20 protein-coding genes are annotated in these 24,447 nt (G+C 60.1%); 10 read left to right on the top strand and 10 right to left on the bottom strand.

The window, feature by feature from the left end; genetic code table 11:
• The first annotated feature begins 302 nt into the window (after window positions 1–302).
• Window positions 303–2,090, top strand: coding sequence for an acyl-CoA dehydrogenase C-terminal domain-containing protein (locus tag A3OQ_RS0100300; RefSeq protein ID WP_026595331.1), 1,788 nt, complete (start codon window positions 303–305; stop codon window positions 2,088–2,090).
• 50 nt (window positions 2,091–2,140) lie between these two features.
• Here the strand turns inward: A3OQ_RS0100300 and A3OQ_RS0100295 are convergent, their stop codons facing one another.
• The gene (locus A3OQ_RS0100295) at window positions 2,141–3,913 is read right to left on the bottom strand and encodes an SLC5/6 family protein (protein ID WP_020173346.1); all 1,773 of its coding nucleotides are present in this window, start codon (window positions 3,911–3,913) and stop codon (window positions 2,141–2,143) included.
• A 128-nt stretch (window positions 3,914–4,041) separates the two neighbouring features.
• Here A3OQ_RS0100295 and A3OQ_RS20955 point away from each other — a divergent pair, with 128 nt between their 5' ends.
• Both A3OQ_RS20955 and A3OQ_RS0100285 read left to right on the top strand, forming a co-directional pair.
• Window positions 4,042–4,404 carry a DUF6460 domain-containing protein gene (locus tag A3OQ_RS20955; protein ID WP_020173345.1) on the top strand — a complete coding sequence of 121 codons (363 nt, stop codon included), beginning with the start codon at window positions 4,042–4,044 and terminating at the stop codon, window positions 4,402–4,404.
• A gap of 49 nt (window positions 4,405–4,453) precedes the next feature.
• Window positions 4,454–5,830: an MATE family efflux transporter gene (locus tag A3OQ_RS0100285; RefSeq protein ID WP_020173344.1), complete on the top strand. Its 1,377-nt coding sequence runs from the start codon at window positions 4,454–4,456 to the stop codon at window positions 5,828–5,830.
• Here A3OQ_RS0100285 and A3OQ_RS0100280 read toward each other — a convergent pair.
• The 3 genes from A3OQ_RS0100280 to glmM form a co-directional block, all read right to left on the bottom strand.
• Window positions 5,749–6,852 carry a quinone-dependent dihydroorotate dehydrogenase gene (locus A3OQ_RS0100280; protein WP_020173343.1) on the bottom strand — a complete coding sequence of 368 codons (1,104 nt, stop codon included), beginning with the start codon at window positions 6,850–6,852 and terminating at the stop codon, window positions 5,749–5,751. The genes A3OQ_RS0100285 and A3OQ_RS0100280 overlap by 82 nt on opposite strands.
• A gap of 199 nt (window positions 6,853–7,051) precedes the next feature.
• On the bottom strand, window positions 7,052–7,396 hold the full coding sequence (locus tag A3OQ_RS0100275) for a DUF952 domain-containing protein (RefSeq protein WP_026595330.1): 345 nt from the start codon (window positions 7,394–7,396) through the stop codon (window positions 7,052–7,054).
• A gap of 184 nt (window positions 7,397–7,580) precedes the next feature.
• Complete coding sequence (gene glmM / locus A3OQ_RS0100270) at window positions 7,581–8,927, bottom strand: phosphoglucosamine mutase (RefSeq protein WP_020173341.1); 1,347 nt, start codon at window positions 8,925–8,927, stop codon at window positions 7,581–7,583.
• Window positions 8,928–9,333: 406 nt separating this feature from the next.
• On the opposite strand from glmM, the gene ybgF reads away from it, so the two are divergent.
• The 5 genes from ybgF to A3OQ_RS0100245 all read left to right on the top strand — a co-directional run bounded on the left by ybgF (window position 9,334) and on the right by A3OQ_RS0100245 (window position 14,533).
• On the top strand, window positions 9,334–10,614 hold the full coding sequence (gene ybgF / locus A3OQ_RS20950; protein ID WP_020173340.1) for a tol-pal system protein YbgF: 1,281 nt from the start codon (window positions 9,334–9,336) through the stop codon (window positions 10,612–10,614).
• Entirely contained in the window at window positions 10,608–11,678 is a 1,071-nt protein-coding gene (gene tilS / locus A3OQ_RS0100260) for a tRNA lysidine(34) synthetase TilS (protein ID WP_020173339.1), read from the top strand. Before ybgF ends, tilS begins: the two co-directional genes overlap by 7 nt.
• 196 nt (window positions 11,679–11,874) lie before the next feature.
• Complete coding sequence (ftsH, locus tag A3OQ_RS0100255; protein WP_020173338.1) at window positions 11,875–13,803, top strand: ATP-dependent zinc metalloprotease FtsH; 1,929 nt, start codon at window positions 11,875–11,877, stop codon at window positions 13,801–13,803.
• A 92-nt stretch (window positions 13,804–13,895) separates the two neighbouring features.
• Window positions 13,896–14,153: a type II toxin-antitoxin system Phd/YefM family antitoxin gene (locus A3OQ_RS0100250; RefSeq protein WP_020173337.1), complete on the top strand. Its 258-nt coding sequence runs from the start codon at window positions 13,896–13,898 to the stop codon at window positions 14,151–14,153.
• Window positions 14,150–14,533, top strand: a complete 384-nt coding sequence (locus tag A3OQ_RS0100245; RefSeq protein WP_020173336.1) for a type II toxin-antitoxin system VapC family toxin — start codon at window positions 14,150–14,152, stop codon at window positions 14,531–14,533. Before A3OQ_RS0100250 ends, A3OQ_RS0100245 begins: the two co-directional genes overlap by 4 nt.
• Here A3OQ_RS0100245 and A3OQ_RS0100240 read toward each other — a convergent pair.
• The 6 genes from A3OQ_RS0100240 to A3OQ_RS24585 all read right to left on the bottom strand — a co-directional run bounded on the left by A3OQ_RS0100240 (window position 14,530) and on the right by A3OQ_RS24585 (window position 22,161).
• Window positions 14,530–16,020, bottom strand: a complete 1,491-nt coding sequence (locus A3OQ_RS0100240; protein ID WP_020173335.1) for a tetratricopeptide repeat protein — start codon at window positions 16,018–16,020, stop codon at window positions 14,530–14,532. The genes A3OQ_RS0100245 and A3OQ_RS0100240 overlap by 4 nt on opposite strands.
• Before the next feature lie 144 nt (window positions 16,021–16,164).
• Entirely contained in the window at window positions 16,165–18,171 is a 2,007-nt protein-coding gene (locus tag A3OQ_RS20945) for an acyltransferase family protein (protein ID WP_020173334.1), read from the bottom strand.
• Window positions 18,172–18,218: 47 nt separating this feature from the next.
• Window positions 18,219–20,177, bottom strand: coding sequence for an acyltransferase family protein (locus tag A3OQ_RS23290; RefSeq protein ID WP_020173333.1), 1,959 nt, complete (start codon window positions 20,175–20,177; stop codon window positions 18,219–18,221).
• 110 nt (window positions 20,178–20,287) lie between these two features.
• Window positions 20,288–20,671, bottom strand: coding sequence for an arsenate reductase (glutaredoxin) (arsC, locus tag A3OQ_RS20935; RefSeq protein ID WP_020173332.1), 384 nt, complete (start codon window positions 20,669–20,671; stop codon window positions 20,288–20,290).
• A 258-nt stretch (window positions 20,672–20,929) separates the two neighbouring features.
• Window positions 20,930–21,418, bottom strand: a complete 489-nt coding sequence (gene pal, locus A3OQ_RS0100215) for a peptidoglycan-associated lipoprotein Pal (RefSeq protein ID WP_020173330.1) — start codon at window positions 21,416–21,418, stop codon at window positions 20,930–20,932.
• Between the two features lie 587 nt (window positions 21,419–22,005).
• Complete coding sequence (locus tag A3OQ_RS24585; protein ID WP_161607281.1) at window positions 22,006–22,161, bottom strand: hypothetical protein; 156 nt, start codon at window positions 22,159–22,161, stop codon at window positions 22,006–22,008.
• Window positions 22,162–22,323: 162 nt separating this feature from the next.
• On the opposite strand from A3OQ_RS24585, the gene A3OQ_RS0100205 reads away from it, so the two are divergent.
• The gene (locus A3OQ_RS0100205) at window positions 22,324–22,887 is read left to right on the top strand and encodes a F0F1 ATP synthase subunit delta (RefSeq protein WP_020173328.1); all 564 of its coding nucleotides are present in this window, start codon (window positions 22,324–22,326) and stop codon (window positions 22,885–22,887) included.
• The gene (gene atpA / locus A3OQ_RS0100200; RefSeq protein WP_020173327.1) at window positions 22,887–24,416 is read left to right on the top strand and encodes a F0F1 ATP synthase subunit alpha; all 1,530 of its coding nucleotides are present in this window, start codon (window positions 22,887–22,889) and stop codon (window positions 24,414–24,416) included. Before A3OQ_RS0100205 ends, atpA begins: the two co-directional genes overlap by 1 nt.
• Window positions 24,417–24,447 lie beyond the last annotated feature (31 nt).

Here is a 24,447-nt window from a genome sequence, read left to right as displayed (position 1 = left end):
ATTTGGTTTGAACTCAGCAAATTCATTTTAAACCCGCTATCGCATATGAATCATGATCATCCTGGCCGGCGCTCGAAGCAGCGCGGACGATGCACGCGTGGGAAGCGCGCCTTGACGTCGGGCGCCGCTCCTCAAGGTGAAGCTTGCGCTGTTCCCTGAGCGTGCATCCGGCCTGCGGCTTTATCTCGGCCAAGCTCTTCACACAGCCTTAAACCGCGCAATATCTCATGGAAATAAAGGCTCCCATGTCTTGATTCGGGAGCATGATGCGCGCGGTCGGCCGCCGCGATGGAGACGTCCAAATGCCAAGCTATAGGGCACCCGTCGAGGACGTTCTGTTTCTCCTGACCGATGTCTTGTGCATCGAGCGTTTCAACAATCTGCCGGGTTTCAGCGAGGTGACGGAAGATCTGGCGGCGGCCATCGTTTCCGAAGCCGGGCGCTTTTGCGCGGATGTTCTCAATCCTTTGAATCAGATCGGCGACCGCGAAGGATGCGTGCGCCATCAAAATGGCGATGTGACGAGCCCAATGGGCTTCAAGGACGCCTATCGTGCCTTCGTCGAGGCCGGCTGGCTTGGGCTTTCCGCCGATCAGATGTACGGCGGCCAAGGGCTGCCTTATCTCTTCACCGTGATCGTCAATGAATTCGCCTCCGCCGCGAATATCGCATTCGCGATGTATTCGGGCCTCACCCAAGGCGCCTTCGCGGCCATTCTCACGCATGGTTCGGACGAGCAGAAGAAAACCTATCTGCCGAAAATGGTCAGCGGCGCCTGGTCCGGCACGATGAACCTCACCGAACCGCATTGCGGCACGGATCTTGGTCTGCTGAAGACGAAAGCCATTCCAAATGACGACGGGTCCTATGCCATTCACGGCCAAAAGATTTTTATCTCCGCCGGCGAGCATGACCTGACTGAAAATATCATCCATCTGGTGCTCGCCCGCATCCAGGGCGCGCCGGCTGGTGTCAAAGGCATTTCTCTGTTCATCGTACCGAAGTTGCTGGTCGGGCCGGATCAGACGCTCGGCTCCCGCAATGCCGTCTCTTGCGGCTCGATCGAACATAAGATGGGCATTCACGGCAATGCGACATGCGTCATGAATTATGACGGTGCGAAAGCCTTTCTGATCGGCGAGGCGAACAAGGGATTGAACGCCATGTTCGTCATGATGAACGAGGCGCGCCTCGGCGTCGCGGTCCAAGGGCTCGGCCAATCCGAAATCGCCTATCAGAACGCCGCAGCCTATGCCAAGGACCGCAAGCAGGGGCGATCGTTTTCAGCGCCGAAAGATCAGACCGAGCCCGAACCGATCATCGTTCACCCGGACATTCGCCGCATTCTTCTGACGATCCGCGGCTTCAACGAAGCCGCGCGGGCCTTGCTTCTCTCGGTCGCGCTCGACGCCGACGTGGCGCATCGCTCCGAAGATGCGGCTGCGCGGCAGGCGGCGTCCGATCGTCTTGGCCTGCTCACGCCGGTTTTGAAAGGCGTGCTCACCGACATCGGCTTTGACAATACGGTTTTGGCGCAGCAGGTCTTCGGCGGTCACGGCTATATCGGCGAATGGGGCATGGAGCAATTCGTGCGCGATGCGCGGATCGCTATGATCTATGAAGGCGCCAACGGCATTCAGGCGCTCGATCTCGTCGGCCGCAAATTGGCAAAGGACAACGGCCGCGCGACCACGGCTTTCTTCGCCGAGGTTAGCGGTTTCATCAAGGAGAACGCGGCGGAGCCGGATCTCAAGCCTTTCCTCACGCTGCTTGAACGCGCAGCCGAACATTTGCGCGACGCTACTCTATGGTTCATGAACAACGCCCTCGCAAAGCCCGAACAGGCGGCGGCGGGCGCTTATGATTACATGCACCTCTTCGGTCTTGTCGCGCTGGGTTACATGTGGGTGCGGATCGCCAAGGCGGCACTCGCGCGAAAGGCGCGTAACGATGCGGTGCAGGCCATGGATTTCAAATTGCTCACCGGCAGATTTTTCATGGAGCGCATGATCCCCGATTCCGCCACGCGTCTCGCGCGCATTCGCGCCGGGGCCGAAACCATGATGGCGCCATCCGCCGACATGTTCTGAGAGCAGATCAATGACGGCCCTCGGATTGCGCAAGTTCTGACCCTAAAAGCCTAAACGCCCTTATCCGGATGCAGCCATTCGCCGCTCTCTTGGAGAATGGCTCGCGTAAATGTGCTGCCGTCGCTCGTAGTCCGGCGCCGTATCGAACTTGTCAGGATGCCGGCCAAAAGGCCGGCGACGCTGGCCAGAAGAGCGCTGATCGCGTAGCGATCGAGGCCGGAGGCCAGAGGCTTCGGTCCGATCAGGATCTCGGCGCTGACAAGCCCAACCAGCAAAGTGACCGTCGCATCGACGCTTGTCGCACGCGGCCAGAGCGTCAGCATCAGCAAAGGTGCGATCCCTGACGCCGACAGGAGAATCGCAAGGGCAATCAATGTCTGCGGATAGATCGAGACAAGATTGACGCCCACGGCGCAGAGCACAATGATCGTGATGGCGAAGGCGCGTGTGACGGCGAGCCTGCGGCTCGTCAAAGCCGAATGGTCGCGCACCCGGTAAAACATGTCGTTGCCGAGCACGGTCGCGCTGGATTGGACGCCTATTGCTGCGAGCGTCAGGCCGATGACCATGATGGCAGCCGACACGAGCCCCGAAAACGCGCTTCCGAACCCGCCCAATTCGGCAAAGCCCGTCAGGAGATAAGTGCCTTTCGCTTTAATATCCTGGAGCCGCAGAGCGCTCGATAATCCCGTGCGCCCCGCGCAAACGCGCCGCGCCGCGAGGCGATCTGCGACAGAGGCGCCGCAGATCGATAGATCGCCTTGGGCGCTGGCCTGGTAAAGGCTCTGCGGCAGATCATCGGCCGCCTGTCCGACCATCAAGCGGTCGAGCGACAGGCTCGCTTGCGCCAAAGTCGCGGTCGCAAGCAGAATCAGAATGCCGCCCCAGCCCAAAGCGGACACGCCCGCGCGCTGCGCCGAGCGCCGGTTGCGGCAGGCGATCGAGGGTCCGAGCAATGGCGCAAGCACGCCGATGCCGAGCGCGATGGCGGCGATCAGAACGGGATCCATGTGATCCTTGGCCTGCGCCGCGCCGGTCCAGGCTTCGATGCGCACGAGCGCGTCGGTCCAGAGACTGGAATGGCCGATCAGCGGAAACGCGATCGGTGTGCCATGCAGCGCCATGATCGACAGAGGCAGACCGAAGACCGTCAAGGCAATGATGGTGGCCGCCGTCGCAATCCAAAGCGTGCTGGCAAGACCGCCAGGCAGAATGAAGAAGACGAGAAGGCTTGCGATGATGACTGAGGCCAATGGCTTGCTGAAACCGCTGAAGGCCACGAGAGAAGACAGCGATTCTTGAAGGCCTGCCAGCGCAATGAGGATTGTGACGGCGGCTGTCAGCAGAATGGCGCCGAGCCGCGCCACGAGGTTGGGAAAACGCGCGGCGATCAGGTCCGGTATCGAAAAGGCGCCCGTCTTGCGCAGGAGAGGACCGGTGATGAGGGCGGCGCAGCCCATGCCGCAGGCAAAGCCCGCGAATAGCTCAGTGAGCGAGGTCCCCTGCGGCACCGGCGGGATGAAAGGCAGAAAAAGCGCCGCTCCGAGGCTCGCCATGGCCAAGCCGGCATAGGGTGCCGGAACCGCGCGACCCGCCGCGTAAAACCACGAGACGCGCATGGTGCGCAAAAGCGCTGCGATGGTCACGAGACCGCTGAGTATAAAGATCGAGGCGAGCGCCCGCACGAGGCCTTCGGGGACGCCGATGCGGTCCATCAGCGCGAGAAGGCCGATCCCGCACAACAAAACCGCGAGGCCGAAGGCGACGCGCCCGTCGATCGCGATGCGATGGAGATGATCTTCCGTCGTCGCCTGCGGCGCCACTTTAATCCTCCACTATTGGTCCGGTTCGGATGGCCCCTCTCGGTTTGGACCGATTTCGCCTATATATAAAGTCTGTTTCGGCTGTGCCGGGGTGATTTGCCGGATTTTGCTCCGCTTTCGAGGTTTCCATGACGAACGAACAGGATCTTTATTCACGCGCGACGCCCAGATGGCTCGAAAATGGCGCCCAGCCGGAGGCCAAAATGCCGCAATGGACGCCGCCTTCGCCGATCGACCGTTTTCTCGGCGGTTCGCCGGGAGCGGTCGTTTTGAAGCTCATTTTCGTGTCATTGGTCGTCGGCGCCCTGATGATGTGGCTCGACCTCCATCCGGTCGATCTTTGGCGCGGCCTCGTGCGCTTCGCCAACCGCATTTGGTCGCTTGGTTTCGATGCCGTTCGCGAAGTCGGCGATTATATCCTGGCCGGTGCCATGGTCGTCTTGCCGGTCTGGCTCATCTTGCGGCTGCTGAATATGCGCCACGCGCGGTAAAAACCGCCCTCGTCGAAGTACGGGGGCTGCGAAGAGTTCCTTCAAGAACATGTCCGAACATAACAGGTCCGACACGCCGCCCATCGATCACGCGGCAGTGGTGCGTCTCGCTTTGCCGATGGTGCTTGCGCATCTGTCGACGCCGCTTTTGGGTTTTGTCGATGCGGCGGTGATCGGGCGGCTGGGCGAAGCCTATCTCCTTGGCGCCATCGCTGCCGCGGCGGTCGTCTTCGATTTCACCTTCTGGGGTTTCGGCTTTCTCCGAATGGGGACAGCGAGCCTCGCCGCGCAAGCGCTTGGCCGCGGCGACACCATGGAAGGCCATGCCGTTCTTATGCGCGCCATGATCATGGCTGTCGGGCTTGGCCTTTTGCTGATCGTTCTGCAAAGGCCCATCGCCTGGATCGGCTTTTCTCTGCTCTCTGCGAGCCCGGCCGTCACCGAGGCGGCACGATCCTATTTCGACATCAGGATCTGGTCGGCGCCCATCGCGCTCGCCAATTACGTGCTGCTTGGCGTCTTCATCGGCCGCGGCAAGACCGGCGTCGCGCTCGGCTTGCAGGTTCTCATCAACCTTTCCAACATCGTCTTCAATATCGTGCTGGTCTATGGACTGTCGCTTGGAGTGCGCGGCTCCGCGATCGGCACATTGCTCGCCGAAATTCTCGGCGTTTGCGGAGGCTTCTTCACGCTCACCTTCTTCGACCGTCACTGGTTCGTGGTCGAAGCTAAAATCCTCAAGGACCGCGCCCGCCTCGTCCAGATGATGGCGATCAACCGCGACCTGATGATCCGCACGGCGGCGCTTTTGTTCAGCTATGCCTTTTTCACCGCGCAAGGCGCGCGCGGCGGCGATGTCGTGCTGGCGGCCAATGCCGTTTTGATGAACCTTTATTTGATCGGCGCCTTTTTCCTCGACGGATTCGCCACTGCCGCGCAGCAGCTTTGCGGGCAGGCCTTTGGTGCGGGCGACGGCGCGCGCTTTCGCACCGCGGTGCGGCTCACGATGCTCTGGTGCCTTGGTTTTTCAGCTTGCCTGTCGGTGGCCGAGTTTTTGGGCGGCCATGCCTTCATCGGTTTCGTCACGACGAACGAGGCCGTCCGGGAAGCGGCCTGGAACTACATTCCCTATGCCGCGGCCGCGACCTTTGTCGGGGCTGCCTGCTTTGATTTCGACGGGGTTTTCATAGGCGCCGCCTGGACGCGCGATATGCGCAACATGATGCTCGTCTCGATGGCGCTCTATCTCTTGAGTTTCGTTCTGCTGAAGCCACTCGGCAATGCCGGCCTTTGGCTCGCGATTCTCGTCTTTCTCAGCACACGCGGCGCGACGCTCTATTGGCGCTATCGGCACCTGGTGAGAGAGGCCTTTCCGGCAGCCCAGTCCGCCGCGCCCGTGCCGATCGCCTCGGCGAGCAGCGGATAGTTTTTTTCGTCGAGGATGCGCAAAAGCCCGCGCTTGATGTCGCCGATCAGCGCCGGTCCGTGAAAGACCATCGCCGTATAAAGCTGCACCAGCGTCGCCCCAGCCTCGATCTTGGCGAAGGCTGTTTCCGCGCTGTCGATCCCGCCGACGCCGATCAGCGGAAATTGGTCTTCGACTCTCAGATAGGTCTCGGCGAGCATGCGCGTCGAGAGGTCGAACAGAGGCTTGCCGGAGAGGCCGCCGGTCTCGCTCTGCGCCGCGCCGCGAAGTGAAGGCGGGCGTGTCACCGTCGTGTTCGAGACGATCAGCCCATCGATCTTTTTTTGCCGCGCGGTCGAAACAATCGCATCCAATTCATTCAAGGTCAGATCGGGCGCGATCTTCAAAAGCACGGGCTTACGGCCATGATGTTCGCTCGCAACGTCTCGCGCGGCCAGCACGCGGGCCAAAAGATCGTCGAGCGCTTGCGCGCCCTGGAGATCGCGCAGGCCCGGCGTATTCGGCGACGAGACATTGATCGTGAAATAGGATGCGACATCGGCAAAGCGCCCGATGCCTTGCACATAGTCGCCGGCGCGATCTTCCGTATCTTTATTGGCGCCAAGATTGATGCCGAGCGGCACGGCGGTGCAAGGATGTGCGAGAAGCCGCTGATGGACGCTCGCGTGGCCCTCGTTGTTGAAGCCGAAACGATTGATCGCCGCTTCATCTTGGGCGAGGCGAAACAGACGCGGACGCGGATTGCCGGCTTGCGGGCGCGGCGTCACCGTGCCCACTTCGACGAAGCCGAAGCCGAGACGCGCCATGCGGTCCGGCACCTGCGCATTCTTATCGAAGCCCGCCGCGAGCCCGAGCGGATTGCTGAAGGAAAGGCCGAATGCCTCCACGCTAAGGCGCGGATCCTCGGGTACTGACTTGGGTAAGGGCGCGATCTGGAGCGCCGCGATCGTCAGATGATGCGCCGTCTCGGGATCGAGCCGGAAGAGCAGGGGCCTCGCCCATTTGGCTAAGCGGCTGATCATGAGCCCCTGTTCGCACCGCTAAATGAGCGCCCTCGTCCTTCGAGACGCGAGCTTCGCTCGCTCCTCAGGATGAGGGCTAATTGAGGCCAAGTCTTCAAACCCCTCATCCTGAGGAGCCGCGTTAGCGGCGTCTCGAAGGACGAGGGATCGAAGAAACTCCGTCTATTCCTCTGCCGCAGACTCTCGCGAAACGAACCAATCATAAATCGATGCCGGAAAAATCATGGCTGCCGTCGGCATTCATCGGCAATGGCTTGACCCAGATGACGGCCTTGATCGGCAAAGCGCCATAGAGATGCGGAAACAAAGAGCCGCCACGCGACGGCTCCCATTTCAGATTGTCTTTGAGCTTTTCCGCGTCGATGGCGGCGATGACGAGATCGTCCTGGCCTTTGAAATGCAGCGCCACGGTCTCGGGCGCTTGTTCGGCCGTCGAAAAATGGATGTAGCCATCTTTGAGATCGATCGGTGCGCCGTCAAAGCGGCCCTGGCTTTCGGCCTCGCGCCAGAGTTTCGCCGAGGCGATTTTATAGATGAGGGGCATGAAGTTTAAGCAATCTGCCAAGATGAACACAATTCCAAACGCGTGAACCTTCTCCCTGTGGGAGAAGGTGCCGAGCGAATGCGAGGCGGATGAGGGGTTACGATCTGAAATGTCGCGATTGTACCCCCTCACCCGGTCAGCTCCGCTGACCACCCTCTCCCTGTGGGAGAGGGTTGGCGATCCCTTAAGCCGCCGCGGCCGTCGTCAGCGCATCGCAAATATCATCGACGACCCGTTCGATGAGATCGGCATCGTCGCCTTCCGCCATGACGCGCACGACAGGCTCCGTCCCCGACAGCCGGATCACGAGGCGGCCGGCATTGGCGAGCCTTTGCTTGCCGTCTTCGATCACGCGCAAGACGCGTTCCTCGGAAAGCGGCTGCCCGGCCTTGAACCGGACATTCTTCAAAATCTGCGGCAGCGGCTCAAAGCGGTGGCAGACCTGGCTCACCGGTTTCATCTTGCGCTTGACCACGGCGAGAACCTGCAGAGCTGCGACGAGTCCGTCTCCGGTCGTGCCGTAATCGGACAGGATGATATGGCCCGATTGCTCGCCGCCGACATTATAGCCGTGCTCGCGCATATGTTCGAGCACGTAGCGGTCGCCGACAGCCGTCCGCGCCAAAGACAAATGGATGCTCGACAGGAAGCGTTCGAGGCCGAGATTCGACATGAGCGTCGCGACGATGCCCGGCTGGGAGAGACGTCCGTCTTCCTGCCAGCTTTCGGCGATTGCTGCCATCAACTGATCGCCATCGACGATCTTGCCGGTCTCGTCGACGATGAGCACGCGATCGGCATCACCGTCGAGCGCGATGCCGATATCGGCGCGCATCTCGCGGACTTTTTTGGCGAGCGCTTCGGGCGCTGTCGAGCCGACGCCGAGATTGATGTTCAAACCGTCGGGCTGAACGCCAATCGAAAATACCTCGGCGCCAAGCTCCCATAGAGCTTCGGGCGCGAGCTTATAGGCGGCGCCGTTGGCGCAATCGATGACGATGCGGAGGCCTTCGAGCGAAAGGTTGCGCGGCAAAGTATGTTTGGCGAATTCGATATAGCGGGCGCGGACGTCATCGACGCGCTTGGCGCGGCCGAGATCGGGGGCCTTCGACAATTTGCGGCTGAGATCCTCGTCCATCAAGGCTTCGATCTTGGCTTCGACCGCGTCGGAGAGCTTATAGCCGTCCGGCCCGAAGAGCTTGATCCCATTGTCCTCGAAAAGATTGTGCGAGGCCGAAATCATGACGCCGACATCGGCGCGCATCGAGCGCGTCAGCATGGCGACGGCCGGCGTCGGCATCGGCCCCAGCAACAGCACGTCCATGCCGACGGAGGTAAAACCCGCGACCATCGCATATTCGATCATATAGCCGGAGAGGCGGGTGTCCTTGCCGATCACTGCTCTGTGGCGGTGGTCGCCGTGCTGGAAGACGACGCCGGTCGCCTGCGCGACTTTCATCGCGAGTTCGGCGGTGATCGTGCCATTGGCGCGGCCCCTGATGCCGTCGGTTCCGAAATATTTGCGGCTCATGCGGTGAAACATTCTCCGGTAAGTTCGAAACGGGCTCGGCTCATGTTTACACGGTCGAGGTGAAGGAAACCACCCTGCCGGCAGGTCGGGCCGGGTCGCCGTTCCAAACGGTAAATGCGATGCGAATCGTCATTTATTGGCATAATAGAGCCAAAGACGATAAGAATTCGCTACGCCATACCTTCGGAAATGCCGCAGGCTTTTGGATAGATCGCATGTTGAAACAACTGCTTAGAATAGGCTACAGGAAAGCCCTGCGCTAGACCTGAGCAGGTGATCATCGCCTGGAATTCACGCTGCATTAAGGCAGTTTGTGACAGCGAACGAAATGCGCCGGGCAACCTAAATTTGGTCGAACTACGCGTCTAGATTCGAATCTCCCGCCGGCACAATAGGACCTTGCCGCATGTTCTTTCCCATTAAAGTCTTTTTGCCCGTGATCGGCGCGCCGCTCGCCGGTTTAGCCTTGCTTGGCACGGTGGCCGCAGCCGAAGACCCCCTGCCTACCTCGGGTCGCCTCGATCAGCTTCAAAGCCAGATCGAGGGATTGAAATCGAAACTCCAGAACCAATTCGCGCAGGGCTATGGTTATGGGCGTCCGCCCGGCAATGTCGGCGGCGGAGACGATTATGGCGGCCCATCTTATAACAGCCCTAACAGCCCGCCGGCCCAAGATGCCGCCGGCCTCGACGTGCGAGTGACCCATCTCGAAAACGAGATCCGGCAGATCAACGGGCAGATCGAGCAAATGCAATTCGCTGAGCGTAAGCTTGAGGATGCGCTGAAGAAATTCCAGCAGGATGTCGATTTCCGCTTTCAGGATATCGGCGGCCATGGCGGCGCGTCGCACCTGCAGAAACGGACCGATGCTTCGGACAGCGACGCCGTTTTGCCGCCGAGCTCGAGCCCAAGTGCTACGGCAAGCGCGGATCTCTCGCCTAATTCTTCGCCCAGTCCTCTGCGGGGCCATCGCGGCGATGCTTTCGATCCGGCCTCCGATCCCAATGCGCCGGGCGCACCGCGCCAGCTCGGCAGCATTGCCTCGACCGCAACGGCTTTGCCGCCTCCCGAACCGCAGCGAAGCGCCTCCCGCAGTGGGACACCGAGCATCATCGCCGAGGATGAAGGTGATCCGAATGCGCCGCTCGATCTTTCCTCAGGCCGGCGGTCGTCCATGTCCTCGTCTACGCCGGCCAGTACCACTCCGGGCGCCGGAACAGCCGCGGCGCCGCGGCAAATTCCCTTGACGCCTCAGGCGCCGAGCGCGACGCCGGGGACGCAAGTGGCGACCATCCCGGCCGCCGCCTCGCCGAAAGACGAGTTCGATTCGGCGCTCGGCTATTTCAAGCAGAAGGAATATGAAAACGCCGAAAAGAGCTTTTCGGCTTTCCTGCAGAAAAATCCGAAAAGCCGGATGACGCCCGATGCGATCTATTATCTCGGTGAGACCTATTATCAGCGTGGCCGTCAGCGCGAAGCTGCCGAGCAATATCTGAAGATCTCGACCGATTATTCGACGTCCGGCCATGCGCCCGAGGCCATGCTGCGCCTTGGCCAATCCTTGAAGGCGCTCGGCGCCAAGGAGCAGGCCTGCGCGACCTTCATCGAAGTGACGAAGAAATATCCAAACGCCGCGAGCTGGGTGAAAAACAGCGCCGAGAAGGGCGCCCAAGAAGCCAAATGCTAGAGCCTCTCCTTACGCCGGGCGAAGAGCGCCGGCAGGCTCCCGAACGGGAGGCCTTGCGGCAAAGTCCGGCGGTGGAGACGATCTTCTCAAGCTTGCGGCCGGCCAAAGCGGTTGTGCTCGCGGTGTCCGGCGGACCGGATTCCGTCGCCTTGATGCTCATGGCGGCGGACTGGGCAAAATCGGGCGATACGCCGCCCGTCCTCGTGGCGACGGTCGATCATGGATTGCGGCCCGAATCGCGTCATGAAGCAGAGCAGGTCGGCCTTTGGGCGAAGGCGCTCGGCTTGCCGCATCGTGTTCTTTCATGGGACGGCGAGAAGCCGAAAACCCGCGTTCAGGAACGTGCCCGCGACGCCCGCTATGGGCTCTTATGCGCCTATGCCGCCGAGATCGGCGCCGATTGTCTCGTCACCGCGCATCACGCCGATGATCAGGCGGAGACGATTTTGTTTCGCCTGTTGCGTGGCAGCGGACTTAAAGGTCTTGCCGGAATGGCCTTTGCGACGCCGCGCGGCGGCCTCACCCATGTGCGGCCTCTGCTCGATTGGACGAAGGACGATCTTGTCGCTTTATGCGGCGACCGTGGACATACATTCTTCGACGATCCGTCGAACCGCAATCAGGCCTATGCGCGCGCGCGATTGCGGCGCCTTTCCGGCGTTCTCGCCGAAAATGGGCTCGATCGCGACGCCTTGCTGAGGCTCGGTGCCCGCGCTGCGCGCGCTGATGTTGCATTGCAAGCCCGGGCCGTGGCTTTGGCCGCCGGATTGCAGAATCTCGCCGCCGAACCCGGCTTCGAAGCCGATATTTCGCCGCTTCGCGCGGAATCGGAAGAGATTCTGGGGCGGATTTTGGAGATTGTCATTCGGGCGGTGGCCGGCAAAGACGTCCTTTTGCGGCTCGACCGGCTCGAATCCGCGAGCGCCGCTCTGCAAGCCGCTCTCGACCGGCGCGAGTGCTTCTCAGCAACTCTTGGCGGTACGTCTTTACATCTCGATTTAAAGACCTACCTCTCCATTCGTCCGGAAGGCCCGCGCCGGCGCGGCCGGACAAAGAGCCTGTGAGCTTTCGAAGCAACCGAGAAATGGCATAAATCGTTCACGCTGATCCGCGATTTGTGCATCTCCCCCTTGGCGTGGAACCAGGTCCCTTGGCAAGGCGGCTTGTGAAGCTTACATTGGATTAAATGCGCGGATTTAAGCGCTTCTTTCATCAAGCCTCGATAATCCTTGGATCGGTCCGGCTTGTTATGGGATCAAGATGAATCCGAATTTCAGGAATTTCGCCCTCTGGGTCATCGTTTTTCTGCTGGTCGTCGCCTTGGTGATGCTGTTCCAGAATCCTGGCCAGCGCGTCGCCTCGACTGACATCACCTTCAGCCAGCTCCTGAACGAAGTTGATCAAGGCAGGGTGCGCGAGGTCACGATCTCTGGAAATGAGATCAATGGCCATTACACCGACAATCGCGCCTTTGCCACTTATGCGCCGAACGATCCGACGCTGGTGCAGACCCTCTACAAGAAAAACGTCGCGATCTCGGCGAAGCCGCCGTCCGACGGCAATAGCTGGCTCGTCACGCTTCTCGTCAACGGCCTTCCGCTGATCGCCTTCCTCGGCGTTTGGATCTTCCTGTCCCGGCAAATGCAGGGGGCCGGCGGGAAAGCCATGGGCTTCGGCAAATCGAAGGCCAAGCTTTTGACGGAGGCACATGGCCGCGTGACATTCGAGGATGTCGCGGGTGTCGACGAGGCCAAGGAAGATCTGCAGGAGATCGTCGAATTTCTGCGCGATCCGCAAAAATTCCAAAGGCTCGGCGGCCGCATACCGCGCGGCGTTCTGCTGGTCGGACCACCCGGTACGGGTAAGACATTACTCGCCCGCGCGATCGCTGGCGAAGCCAATGTGCCCTTCTTCACGATTTCGGGTTCGGATTTCGTCGAAATGTTCGTCGGCGTCGGTGCAAGCCGCGTGCGCGACATGTTCGAGCAGGCCAAGAAGAATGCGCCGTGCATCATCTTCATCGATGAAATCGATGCCGTCGGCCGGCATCGTGGCGCAGGCCTCGGCGGCGGCAATGACGAACGCGAGCAGACCTTGAACCAGTTGCTCGTCGAGATGGACGGCTTCGAAGCGAACGAGGGGATCATCCTGATCGCCGCGACGAACAGGCCGGACGTGCTCGATCCCGCGTTGCTGCGTCCCGGCCGTTTCGACCGGCAGATCGTTGTGCCGAATCCCGATATCGTCGGCCGCGAACGCATCCTGAAGGTCCATGTCCGCAAGGTGCCTCTCGCGCCGGACGTCGACCTGCGCACCGTTGCGCGCGGCACGCCGGGCTTCTCGGGCGCCGACTTGATGAACCTCGTCAATGAAGCGGCCTTGATGGCGGCGCGGCGCGGCAAGCGCATCGTGACCATGGTCGAGTTCGAAGACGCCAAGGACAAGATCATGATGGGCGCCGAACGGCGCACACTCGTCATGACCGAAAAGGAAAAGGAACTGACGGCCTATCACGAAGGCGGTCATGCCATCGTCGCGCTCAATGTGATCGCGACGGACCCGGTGCATAAGGCGACGATCATTCCGCGCGGCCGCGCGATGGGCATGGTCATGCAGCTCCCCGAACGCGACAAGCTTTCGATGAGCTACGAACAGATGACCTCGCGGCTCGCCGTCTTGATGGCAGGCCGTGTCTCGGAAGAGATCGTGTTCGGCTGGGAGAAGGTGACGTCCGGGGCGCAATCCGACATCGAGCAGGCGACGAAATTGGCCCGCGCGATGGTGACGCGCTGGGGCTTTTCGGAAGAGCTCGGCACCGTGATGTATGGCGAGAACCAGGAAGAGGTTTTCCTCGGCTATTCCATGGGCCGCCAGCAAAATATCTCGGAAGCCACCTCGCAGAAGATCGACGCCGAAGTGCGCCGTCTCGTCGAGGCCGGTCACGCCGAGGCGACGCGCATCATCACCGAAAAGCGCGCCGATCTCGAAGTGCTCGCCAAGGGCCTCCTCGAATATGAGACCTTGTCCGGCGACGAAATCATCGGACTTCTGCAAGGCCGCCGACCGGTTCGCGAAGTCGCGGAAGAACCCGCGCCTGTACGTGCGCCGACCTCGCCGGTTCCGACAACCGGGACGAGCCGGCCGCGGCCCGGTCCCGAGCCCGGCTTGGAGCCGCAGCCGCAGGTGTGAAAGCGCCCTGATCAATCAAAAGCCCGGCTCGCTGCCGGGCTTTTTTATGCCTGAGAATTGAAATGGACCAATCAATGGTCTAAATTCCATTTATGCGTATTTCCGTAACAGACGCCAAAGGCCAATTGACCGAATTGGTGCGGCGCGCCGAAGCTGGCGATGAGATCGTCCTTACGCGCCACGGCCAACCGGCTGTGCGGCTCGTGCCGGTCAATTCCGAGCAGATCCGTGCATCGCGCCGAGCGATTATCGCAGAGGTTCAAGCCGCCGCCGCGAAAAAGGCGACGCCGGGGCCAGATGCGGCGCAAAGCCAGGATTTTCTTTATGGCGAGGACGGCCTGCCCGAATGATCGCGGTCGATACGTCGGCGCTTGTGTCCATCGTCTTGAGGGAAGCTGCCTCCTCGGCCTGTGCGGAGGCTCTGGAAGCGGAAACGGAGGTGATCGTCTCGGCCGCGACAGTTGCCGAAGCGCTTATCGTCGCTGGATTCCGAAACGTGGCCGATGAGATGGCAAGCCTGATCGAGAGGCTCAATCTCGTTATTGTTCCCGTCACCCCAGAAGCAGCCCATCGCGTCGCACAAGTCTACGCGACATGGGGCAAAGGCATACATCCAGCACGTCTGAATTTTGGCGACTGTTTCTCATATGCGGTGGCCAAGGAATATGCTTGCCCGCTTCTTTTCGTGGGCGATGACTTCGCGAAGACCGATGTCGAGCGTGTTCTTTAAACGCGCTCAAACAGCATCAGCGCACCATCGACCGGGCGATTGGCTTCAAGGCGGATCATGGTCGGTTCCTGGCGCAGCAGTCCGAAACTGCCGCGTCCCAGATCCTCGATATAGGCGGGGCGATGTGCGAAACGGCCGGAGGGCAGCAGCCTGTAGGTCCCGTCGGTCGTGGTTTCGATGGTAAGCGCAAGCAGGCCGCCCGGCGCCAGCAATCGTGCGGCGTGACGCAACAAAGGCGCAAGATCGCCGACATAAACCAGAAAATCGGCCGCGAAGATGAGATCGAATCCATGCTCTTGCTGCGCAAGATAGGCTATGGCCTCGGATGCGATGAGATGGTCATAGGCCTGCCGGGCGGCGGCCTTTTCGAGCATGCGCGGCGAGAGATCGACGCCCGTCAAAACCCGGCCGGGTGCCTTCAGCAGCGGCCCTGCGAGGCCGGTCCCGCATCCGAGATCGAGCATGCGTGCGAGCGGCCTGCCTTGCGACGCCACGAGCGCATGAAGCTTTTCGGGCCCATGATAGTCGAGCACCTCGACGAGCTGCTGATCGAATGTCTCCGCGAATTTATCGAAATAGGTGGTCACATATTCATCGGGCGCGCGATCCATCGGCTTTTGCTTTAAGGCCGCGAGAAGATAGGCCTGAATGGGATCGCCGGGCTTTCGGGCCTGCAGCGCTTCGCCGAGGCGGATCGCGGCCTCCAGATGGCCGTAACCGCTTAAAATATGAAAGCTGTCGCGGGTCAGCTTGTCGAAGTCTTCGGGAGCGCCGCCCGCGGCCTCTTGATAGGCTGCGAGCCCGTCTTCAAGGGTGCAGTCAAGTATGGTTTCGAGAAAGCGTGCCTGTCCGAATTTCTGCCGCAGTGGCGGATCGTCGGGCTGCCGCCGCACAGCCTCGCCGAAGGACCGTGCCGCGCCCGGAAAATCGCCGAGATTGAACAAAGTCTGCGCCAGACATGTGTGAACGGCTGGACTTTCGGCGCCGGCCGCGACCGCATCTTTTAGACAGCGTGCGGCCTCGGCGTAGCGTTTGGTCCGTGTATAGAGCAAACCGAGGCTGATCACCGCGTCGGGCGAATTCGGATCGCATTGCAAGGCGTTCAGAAACGCTTCTTCCGCAACGCTCGTGTCGGGCTCCGTGCTGTGGATCGTGCCGAGCATCAGCCAATCGGTGGCCTGTGTCGGGTCGCGGCTGAGCGCGCTTTTGATGCAGCTCGCTGCCTCCGCCCGGTGACCGGCGGCAAAGAGAACGCCGCCGAGGCCGCTCCATAAAGGCGCTTCCGCCGGCGAAAGGCTGACGGCGCCCGCCAGCATTTGCGTCGCCGGGCCGAGATCGCCTTGCTGCCAGAGTAGAAGCCCCATATGGCGCAGGGCTTTGACCGGCTCGCCATAGCGCTCGAGCATGGCATCTAGCCGTGGGTGCTCGGCGCGCCATTTGGGCAAAATCGCCGCGACCTGCTCGGGTGACGGCAGCTCCATGTCCATGCTGATCCCCCTCGTCAGCGAGGTGCAATGCGCATCCTCTCAAAACGGTTTCGCGCCGAACGGGATAAATGTTTCGTGCCGATTCGAAATCTACCAGAAAGCACCAGAGTCGCGGTAGAAATGCAAATCGGCAAACTGCGGAATCTAGCGTGCGGCCTGCGTCAGGCCTATGACCCCGTTGAGAAAGTCAAAGCGCGAACTCTTTACCGCCTCGGATCGGTAATGGATCGTATCGGCGAAGAGCGAGACGCCTTCGCCGTCGATCGTCGCGCAGCGGCGGGCATCGCAGAGATAAGGCAGCGGATCCACGAAGGTCGCCCCCACCGCCTCGGCCATCGTTTTCAAGAGGCTCTTCATCACCCCGATTCGAACCTCGAACGCGCTTCGGTCGACGAATTCCACATCATCGGTTTTGCGCCCGAAAAACCGCCGCTTTGCGAGTTCGATCGGCACGTCGAAACGGCCGAAAGGCGTCGAGCTGATGATGACCAAATCCAGGCCGCGTTTTTTCAAGGCGGCCAGACGGCTGGTCGTGCGCGCAAAGGCCGCCGCGAGATGCTCCGAATTCGCGGATGGAGTTAAATTCATCACGCAGCTTCCATCTGCGGTGAAGCAAAAGGGGCTGTCGAAGGGATAAAAATATTCGGACCAGTTCGATATCAGCACGACGCGGCGATAGCCGCCGCTTTCAGCGAGCTCGAAGGCCTTTTCCACAAACGGAGCGCAATTGAAGGGTCCGTCATTGCGCTCGACGCCGAGGAGCGCGGGACAGCCGGCGGCCGTCAGGAACGTAAATGACCGGCCGTCGTGAAGAGCCGCCGCGTCCTTGAAGCGCGGGTATAATTGCATGGCGAAGGAATCGCCGATGAATAAAACATCAGGTTTGTCCGCGCCGGCGTGGCAAGGTCTTAGCGCCCCGTCCGGTCCCGCTCCCGCGCAACGCGCCGGATAAGTCCAATCGGATATGGCCTTGTTATAGGCTTCGAACGCGTGCAGGCCGTCAGGGAGCCGTTGGGCAAGACCATGGCTGACGGTAATGACGGCGGCGAACAGAAGAGTGAGTGCGAATGCGCCGATAGCGCTGCCGGTTTCAAGCCTGCGCCGGAGGCTCGCGGATAATTTCGGGTAGAGTGTCCAAAGATAATATCCAAGACCGATCAGCGCGGCCACGATTGAAGCCTCGCCAATGATTTTGAAAACGGGAAGGGCTCCGAAATCGATAAGCGGAGTTCCATCGAAGCCGAGGTAATGCCAGGCGACGATGAGAGGCCAATGCCAGAGATAGATCGAATAGGACCACGCGCCTAGAAACGAGGACACTGGATTTGCAAATAAGACCGTCTCGGTCTGCCGCGCGACGATGACGAGGCAGGTGCCCGTCACGGGAATGATGGCCCAATAATAGGGCCACGGCCTATGCGCATCGAGGGTCAAACATGCAATGACAATGAGGGCGAGCCCCACGATCAAAAGAACGAGGCCCAGTCTTTTATCGTTTGGGGCCTTGTCGAATTGCAGGGCGACGAGGCCGCCGGCCAGCATCTCCCATGCCCGGAACGGCAACAGATAAAATGTCGATGCCGGGTGCGCCGTCGAACAGGCGATGCATGCGGCAAGCGACAAAATCGTAAGCGACCATAGGATGATCAAGCGCCATCGTTGCGCGGTCACGAAGCGATTGAGCGCCATGAGTATGATTGGATAGATCAGATAGAATTGCCATTCGACGGAAAGGCTCCAAGTGTGCAGAAGCCATTTGGTGGCGCTCGTCGTGTCGAAATAGCCGGTCGCTTCCCAGAAGCGGAAATTTGAAAAAAACAAAAGCGCCGAAATGCCTGTCGAGCCGAGCTTTTGATAGTCGTAAAGATCGATGAAAAAATAGCCGAAGACGAACAGGCCGAAGATCATCCCGTAGAGCGGCGGCACGATGCGCCTGGCGCGGTCGCGGTAGAAACCGATGAGGCTGAAGCTGCCCTTCGCCATTCTGCGGGTGATGATGAGAGTCATCAAATAGCCGGAGATGACGAAGAAAACATCGACTCCGGCGAACCCGCCGTGAACGAAGCCCAGCTTCAAATGGAAGAGAACGACGGCCGTTACCGCAAGGGCGCGGAGCCCGTTGATGTCGGATCTAAATCGGACTTCAGCCATTGCGCGGGGCCTGCTGCGGCAAGTTCATTGCGGTCTCTGGCATGACTTTATGGTGTCTCGCTCGCATGCCGCTGCGCGGTCTCTTCCAGGCCTGCGACACCGTCGAGAAATTTAAAGAGCGGCCCCTTTACCGATCGGCCCCGGTAATGCGATTGGTCCGAATAGAGCGACTCCTGGTTTGCATCGAGCAACGGGCAGTGATGTTCGTCGCAAAGATAGTCGAATGGGTCGACGAGGTCGGCGCCGGTCGTCTCAGCCAGCCATTTCAGCCGGGGTTTGATTCTGAGGAGTTCCTTTTCGAAGGTGGCGCGATCTTCATATTCGATATCCCCGGTCGAATACCCGAAAAACTTCCGGCGCAGAAGCTCTTGAGGCAGGTCAAGTTCAGGCACAGGCGTCGACGAAAGGATGACGACCTTCACGCCGCGCTTCGTCAAGGCAATCAGGCGGCCGCTTAAAGAAGCGAGAGTCGAATCGAGATTTGAAACGTTCTGGATATAGCTCCAGCGCGAGACCAGCACGATGCGGCTATAATTGCCGGCCTCGGCGAAGTTGAACGCTTTCGTCATGAAGTCCCCGCAGGGCAATTCGCTGGCGAAAGTTTGTCCGATGCCCGGCACTGGCGCGCATCCATGCGCGGCGAGGAATGTGAAGGAGGTCTTGTATTTCTGCGCCATCGCTGCGGTGAAATGCGCGTAGATCTGCATGGTTTGCGAGTCGCCGATGAATAGAACACCGCCGTCGCCATTGCCTTGACCGACGCGGCACGGTCTCACCGTTCCGTCACCACCCGGCCCATCGCAATTGCCGGGAAAGACGAAATCGGTTGTAGCCTGCGTAAAGGCATTGATGGAACGGCTTCCTCCCGCCATCCGGTTGACCAATCCGTCATCCGCGGAAACCGTGATATTGGCTCCAAGCGCGAGCAAGAAGACGCCGACAGCTGTGAGCGCCCGTGCCGGGGCGGGCCAACCTGCTGCCCAGCTTTTCCAAAGATTTTGAAGCATCGTCACGAGATAGCCGCCGAACCCGATGAGCCCCGCGAGTATGACAAGTTCGCAAATGACCTTGAGCGGCGTCGTATGGATGTAGCCGGAATAATAGGCGGCGACCGCGATCGGCCAATGCCAGAGATAGATCGAGTAGGACCATTCTCCCAAGAGGTTGCAGGCCGGATTCTTGAAGAGCCTTATTTCGGTTTGCCGCGCGGCGATGACGAGGCATGTTCCCAGAACCGGAATCGCGGCCCAGTAATAGGGCCAAGGCGTGGCCTCGTTGAAGCTGAAGATCGCATAAAGGATCATCGCCAGGCCGACGGCCAAGAGCGCGTAGGACAGCCTCTTGTCGCGGGTGCCTTCGTCGTTGAATTGCAAGGCGACAATGCCGCCGGCCAGCAGTTCCCAGCCTCTAAAGGGCAGCAGATAGAATGTCGATGTCGGGAAGCTTTTCGAAAAGCAGACCGAGGCCGCGAATGATGCGAGCGTGAGACCCCACAGCATAAGCACCATCCACCGCCGCGCCGTCACGACGCGATACAAGGCGAGCATGATGATGGGGTAGATGATGTAAAACTGCCATTCGACGGAAAGGCTCCATGTGTGCAGAAGCCATTTCGTGTAGGCCGAGGGCAAGAAATATCCCGTGCCTTGCCAGAACTGGATATTCGAATAGAAGAGAAGCGCCGAGACCCCCGAAGACGCGAGCTTTTCGTAATTATAGGGGTCGATGAAAAAATAACCGAAAACCAGCAGAGCCAAAATCAGGCCGACGAGCGGTGGAACGATGCGTCTCGCGCGGTCTCCGTAGAAGCCGAAGACGCTGAAGGCGCCTTTCTCCAATCTGCGGGTGATGATCGCGGTCATCAGATAGCCGGAGATGACGAAGAAAATATCGACGCCGACAAAACCGCCGCGGAAAATACCGACCTTGTAGTGAAACAGAACGACCGCGAGAACGGCAACAGCGCGAAGCGCATTGATGTCGTGTCGAAATTGAAGTGAACGCATAAAGGACGATCCAGACGAATAGGCCGCGGCGGGCCACCGCTATTCTAAACGGCTTTATGGCGCAACCGGGCCCGCCAAGGCGCGGCCATTCAAATGAATCGGCGCCGGAGTTATTTCTGCTTGCTGCTTTTCGAGGATTTCGCTGCGGGCAGGATGTCTTCGACGCGTTCCGGCGGGCGGCCCAGCACGGCCTTGCCGTCGGTCTCCACGATCGGCCGCTCGATCAGAACCGGATGGGCGAGCATCGCCTCGATTGCTTGCGCATCGGTGACATCCGGCGCATCGAGGCCGAGTTCCTTGTAGAGCTTTTCCTTTTTGCGCAGCAGCGCGCGGGGTTTGAGGCCGGCCAACCGCGCGAGCTCGGTGAGCTTCGTCTTGGACGGCGGGTCCTTCAGATATTCGATGATCTTCGGCTCGATCCCGGCATCGCGGAGAAGGCCCAAGGCCTTGCGCGAGGTGACGCATTTCGGATTGTGATAGATCGTGACGCTCATGCGTGGATGTTAGCGCATCATCCCAAAAAGTTGCAGACTTTTTGGATAAAGATGATGCGCAGGCCGAGAGCCATCCCAAAAAGTTGCAGACTTTTTGGATAAAGATGGCGCGCAAAGGGAGCGCTAGCGAAAAGAGCGCCGCTTTGGGGCGGCGCTCAAATCAAAGGGGGAGCATGTCGGAAAAAGGCGAATAGCTTTCCGGGACATGCTCCAGGTCTATCCTGGCCTGGGAGGAAAGCGGGACGTTACCCGCTTGTGTCAGGATTGGTTGCCGCCGAGCACCGTCACGGCGCGGCGGTTTTGCGACCAGCAGGAAATATCGTTGCAGACCGCGACCGGGCGTTCTTTTCCGTAGCTGATCGTGCGGATGCGCGAGGCCGGGATGCCGCGTGCGATCAGATAGCTCTTGGTGGCCTCGGCGCGGCGGGCGCCCAGCGCGAAATTATATTCGCGCGTGCCGCGTTCGTCGGCATGGCCTTCGATCGTGAAGCTATAACGGGCATATTGCGTCAGCCAGCGGGCCTGCTTGTCGAGCGTGGCCTGAGCCGTGGAGCTCAGCTCGGTGGAATCGCTCTCGAAGAAGACGCGGTCACCGACATTGGTGGCGAAATCCTGCGGGCTGCCGGGGGAGGCCGCGCCATAGGCGGCATTGGGATCTTCGGCATTCTTGGCGCAAGCGCCCATCGCCAGAGCAATAACCAATGCGGCGACAAGCTTGAAGCCACCTGTCTGGCTGGAAAGCCTCATACCCTTACTCCTTCACACATGACAGCGGACGTGTCCTAGTCCTAAGGGACCGATGGTTAAGCGAGGGTTCCGTCAACCTTGATCGAAACTTCACAACAAGCGTTGTATTTGAGGCAATCGCTCTCATGGTTAACCGTTGCTTGATGGCGGGAATGCGGCGAGTCCCCGTTTTACCCTCATGTTCAAGCTTTATCTGACCCATAATGCGACACTGCTGCAAGACGTCCTATTTTACGTCGCTATTCTGTTAAATAGCCGGCAGCTTTCGGTCCCGACCCAAGTGCGGTGCATGTTAGCCGGGTTAGGCAATAATCGTATCACGGCGAAGCGGGCTCCAGGAACGTGCCTAAGTCGAAGAGTCCACTTCTGGCGCGTTTTTCTGGGTCCCTGTGGCTGAGATGTTTCGCGCGCCTGGATTGCCTGGATTCGGCAGGATGTGTCCGCCGGCGTCCCGCGCAGAATGCAATCTCGAGACGTAGCTTATTTGCGCGATCGTCGATCGCACGACATTTGTTTCGTGTGGCGCCATTTTGCAGGCTGCCAATGCGAAGCTGCCGAAGTCATGCGCAACGGTCTTTGAGTTCGGCTTATTCCTGCACGGGCTTTAGGCGATCCCATGCCTTTTTCGTGGAGGCTGGCGCGGCTTCGGGCACGATTGAATCGGTTTGCATGAAAGAGGCGACGCGCGCCGCGTTCGAAATGCGCGCCATGCTGCCGCGCCGGTTGAGCTTAGGGTTGCGCACGAAAATGTCATATGTTAGGGGACCCTCGCCTTTGGGAGGATGTGTTTGGATACGTCTCTCCCGTTTTCACGACAGCCTGGGCTTCGAGGTTTTGCGGCAAAAGCCGTAGGAATTTGGATCCTTTGAGCCGGGCGTGAAGGCGCAAGGTCGGGGGTTCACGCGTTGGCACAAGAACAAACACTCGTTTCGGGCATGACAGGACGTTATGCGCAGGCGCTCTTTGAGCTGGCGCAGGAGTCCTCGCTCACCGATCAAGTCGCAGCCGACCTCCATAATTTCACCTATCTGGTCAATACCAGCGAAGATCTGCAGCGCTTCATCAAAAGCCCGGCTTTTACGGCCGACGAACAGGTCAAGGCGCTGGGTGCCATCGCGCTTCAGGCGGGCATCGCAGGGGTTGCCGCGAATTTCTTGAAGCTTGTCGCCGCAAAGCGCAGGCTCTTCGCCGTCCAGGATATGATCCGCGACTTCAACATCCTCGCCGACGCCAAGAAAGGCGTGATCCGTGCCGAGGTGACGGTCGCTGAGCCCTTGAAGGACGAGTATGTCGCCGCGCTCAAGGAAGCCTTGGGCCAGGCCTCCGGCGGCAAGACCGTTGAAATCGAAGTCAAAGTCGATCCTGCGATCCTCGGCGGCATTGTCGTCAAACTGGGCTCGCGGATGGTCGATGGCTCGCTCAAAACCAAACTCAATTCGATCCGCACACGTATGAAAGAGGTCGGCTGATGGATATCCGCGCCGCTGAAATTTCCGCGATTCTCAAAAACGAGATCGCGAGCTTCGGCAACGAAGCCCAAGTAACAGAAGTAGGGCAGGTCTTGTCCGTCGGCGACGGCATTGCCCGCGTCTACGGTCTCGACAATGTTCAGGCCGGCGAAATGGTCGAATTCGAAAGCGGCGTGCGCGGCATGGCGCTCAACCTCGAAAGCGACAATGTCGGTATCGTTATTTTCGGCACCGACCGCGAAATTAAAGAAGGCCAGACCGTCAAGCGTACCGGCTCCATCGTCGACGTGCCGGTCGGCAAGGAACTTCTGGGCCGCGTCGTCGACGCGCTTGGCAATCCGATCGACGGCAAAGGCCCGATCAATGCCACGCAGCGTGCCCGCGTCGACGTCAAGGCGCCCGGCATCATCCCGCGCAAATCGGTGCATGAGCCGATGGCGACCGGCATCAAATCGATCGATGCTCTGATCCCGATCGGTCGCGGCCAGCGCGAGCTGATCATCGGCGACCGCCAGACCGGCAAGACGGCCATTGCGCTCGACGCCATCTTGAACCAGAAGGCGATCAACAAAGGCACAGACGAATTCGCCAAGCTCTATTGCATCTATGTCGCCATTGGCCAGAAGCGCTCTACTGTTGCGCAATTCGTGAAGACGCTCGAAGAGCACGGCGCGATGGAATATTCGATCGTGGTCGCCGCGACGGCGTCGGATCCCGCGCCCATGCAGTTCCTGGCGCCCTTCGCCGGCTGCGCCATGGGCGAATATTTCCGTGACAATGCCATGCACGGCCTGATGATTTATGACGATCTTTCGAAGCAGGCTGTCGCTTATCGTCAGATGTCGCTTCTGTTGCGCCGCCCGCCGGGCCGCGAAGCCTACCCGGGCGACGTTTTCTATCTGCATTCGCGTCTGCTGGAGCGCGCTGCGAAGCTCTCCGACGCCAAGGGCGCCGGTTCGCTGACCGCTCTGCCGATCATCGAAACGCAGGCCAACGACGTTTCGGCCTATATTCCGACCAACGTGATTTCGATCACCGACGGCCAGATCTTCCTCGAGACCGATCTTTTCTATCAAGGCATCCGTCCGGCGGTGAACGTCGGTCTGTCGGTGTCGCGCGTCGGTTCCTCGGCGCAGACGAAGTCGATGAAGAAGGTCGCCGGCAAGATCAAGGGCGAGCTCGCGCAATATCGCGAAATGGCCGCCTTCGCGCAGTTTGGTTCCGACCTCGATGCGACGACGCAACGCCTTCTCGCTCGCGGTGCGCGTTTGACCGAGCTTCTGAAACAGCCGCAATTCGCGCCGCTCAAGATCGAAGAACAGGTTTGCGTGATCTATGCCGGCGTCAACGGCTATCTCGATGCGCTGCCGGTCGGCAAGATCCGGGCTTTCGAGGATGGGCTCTTGAGCCTGCTGCGCACCACGCATGCCGATCTCCTTGAGACGATCCGGACCTCCAAGGATCTGTCCGACGATTCGGCTGCGAAGCTGAAAGCGATCGTCGAAGCCCACCTGAAGACATTTGCATGAGCCATTCAACCGCAGCGACGATCGATCCGAT

This window comes from Methyloferula stellata AR4, from assembly GCF_000385335.1.
Classification (GTDB): Bacteria; Pseudomonadota; Alphaproteobacteria; order Rhizobiales; family Beijerinckiaceae; genus Methyloferula; species Methyloferula stellata.
This window is presented reverse-complemented; position numbering and strand designations above follow the sequence as displayed.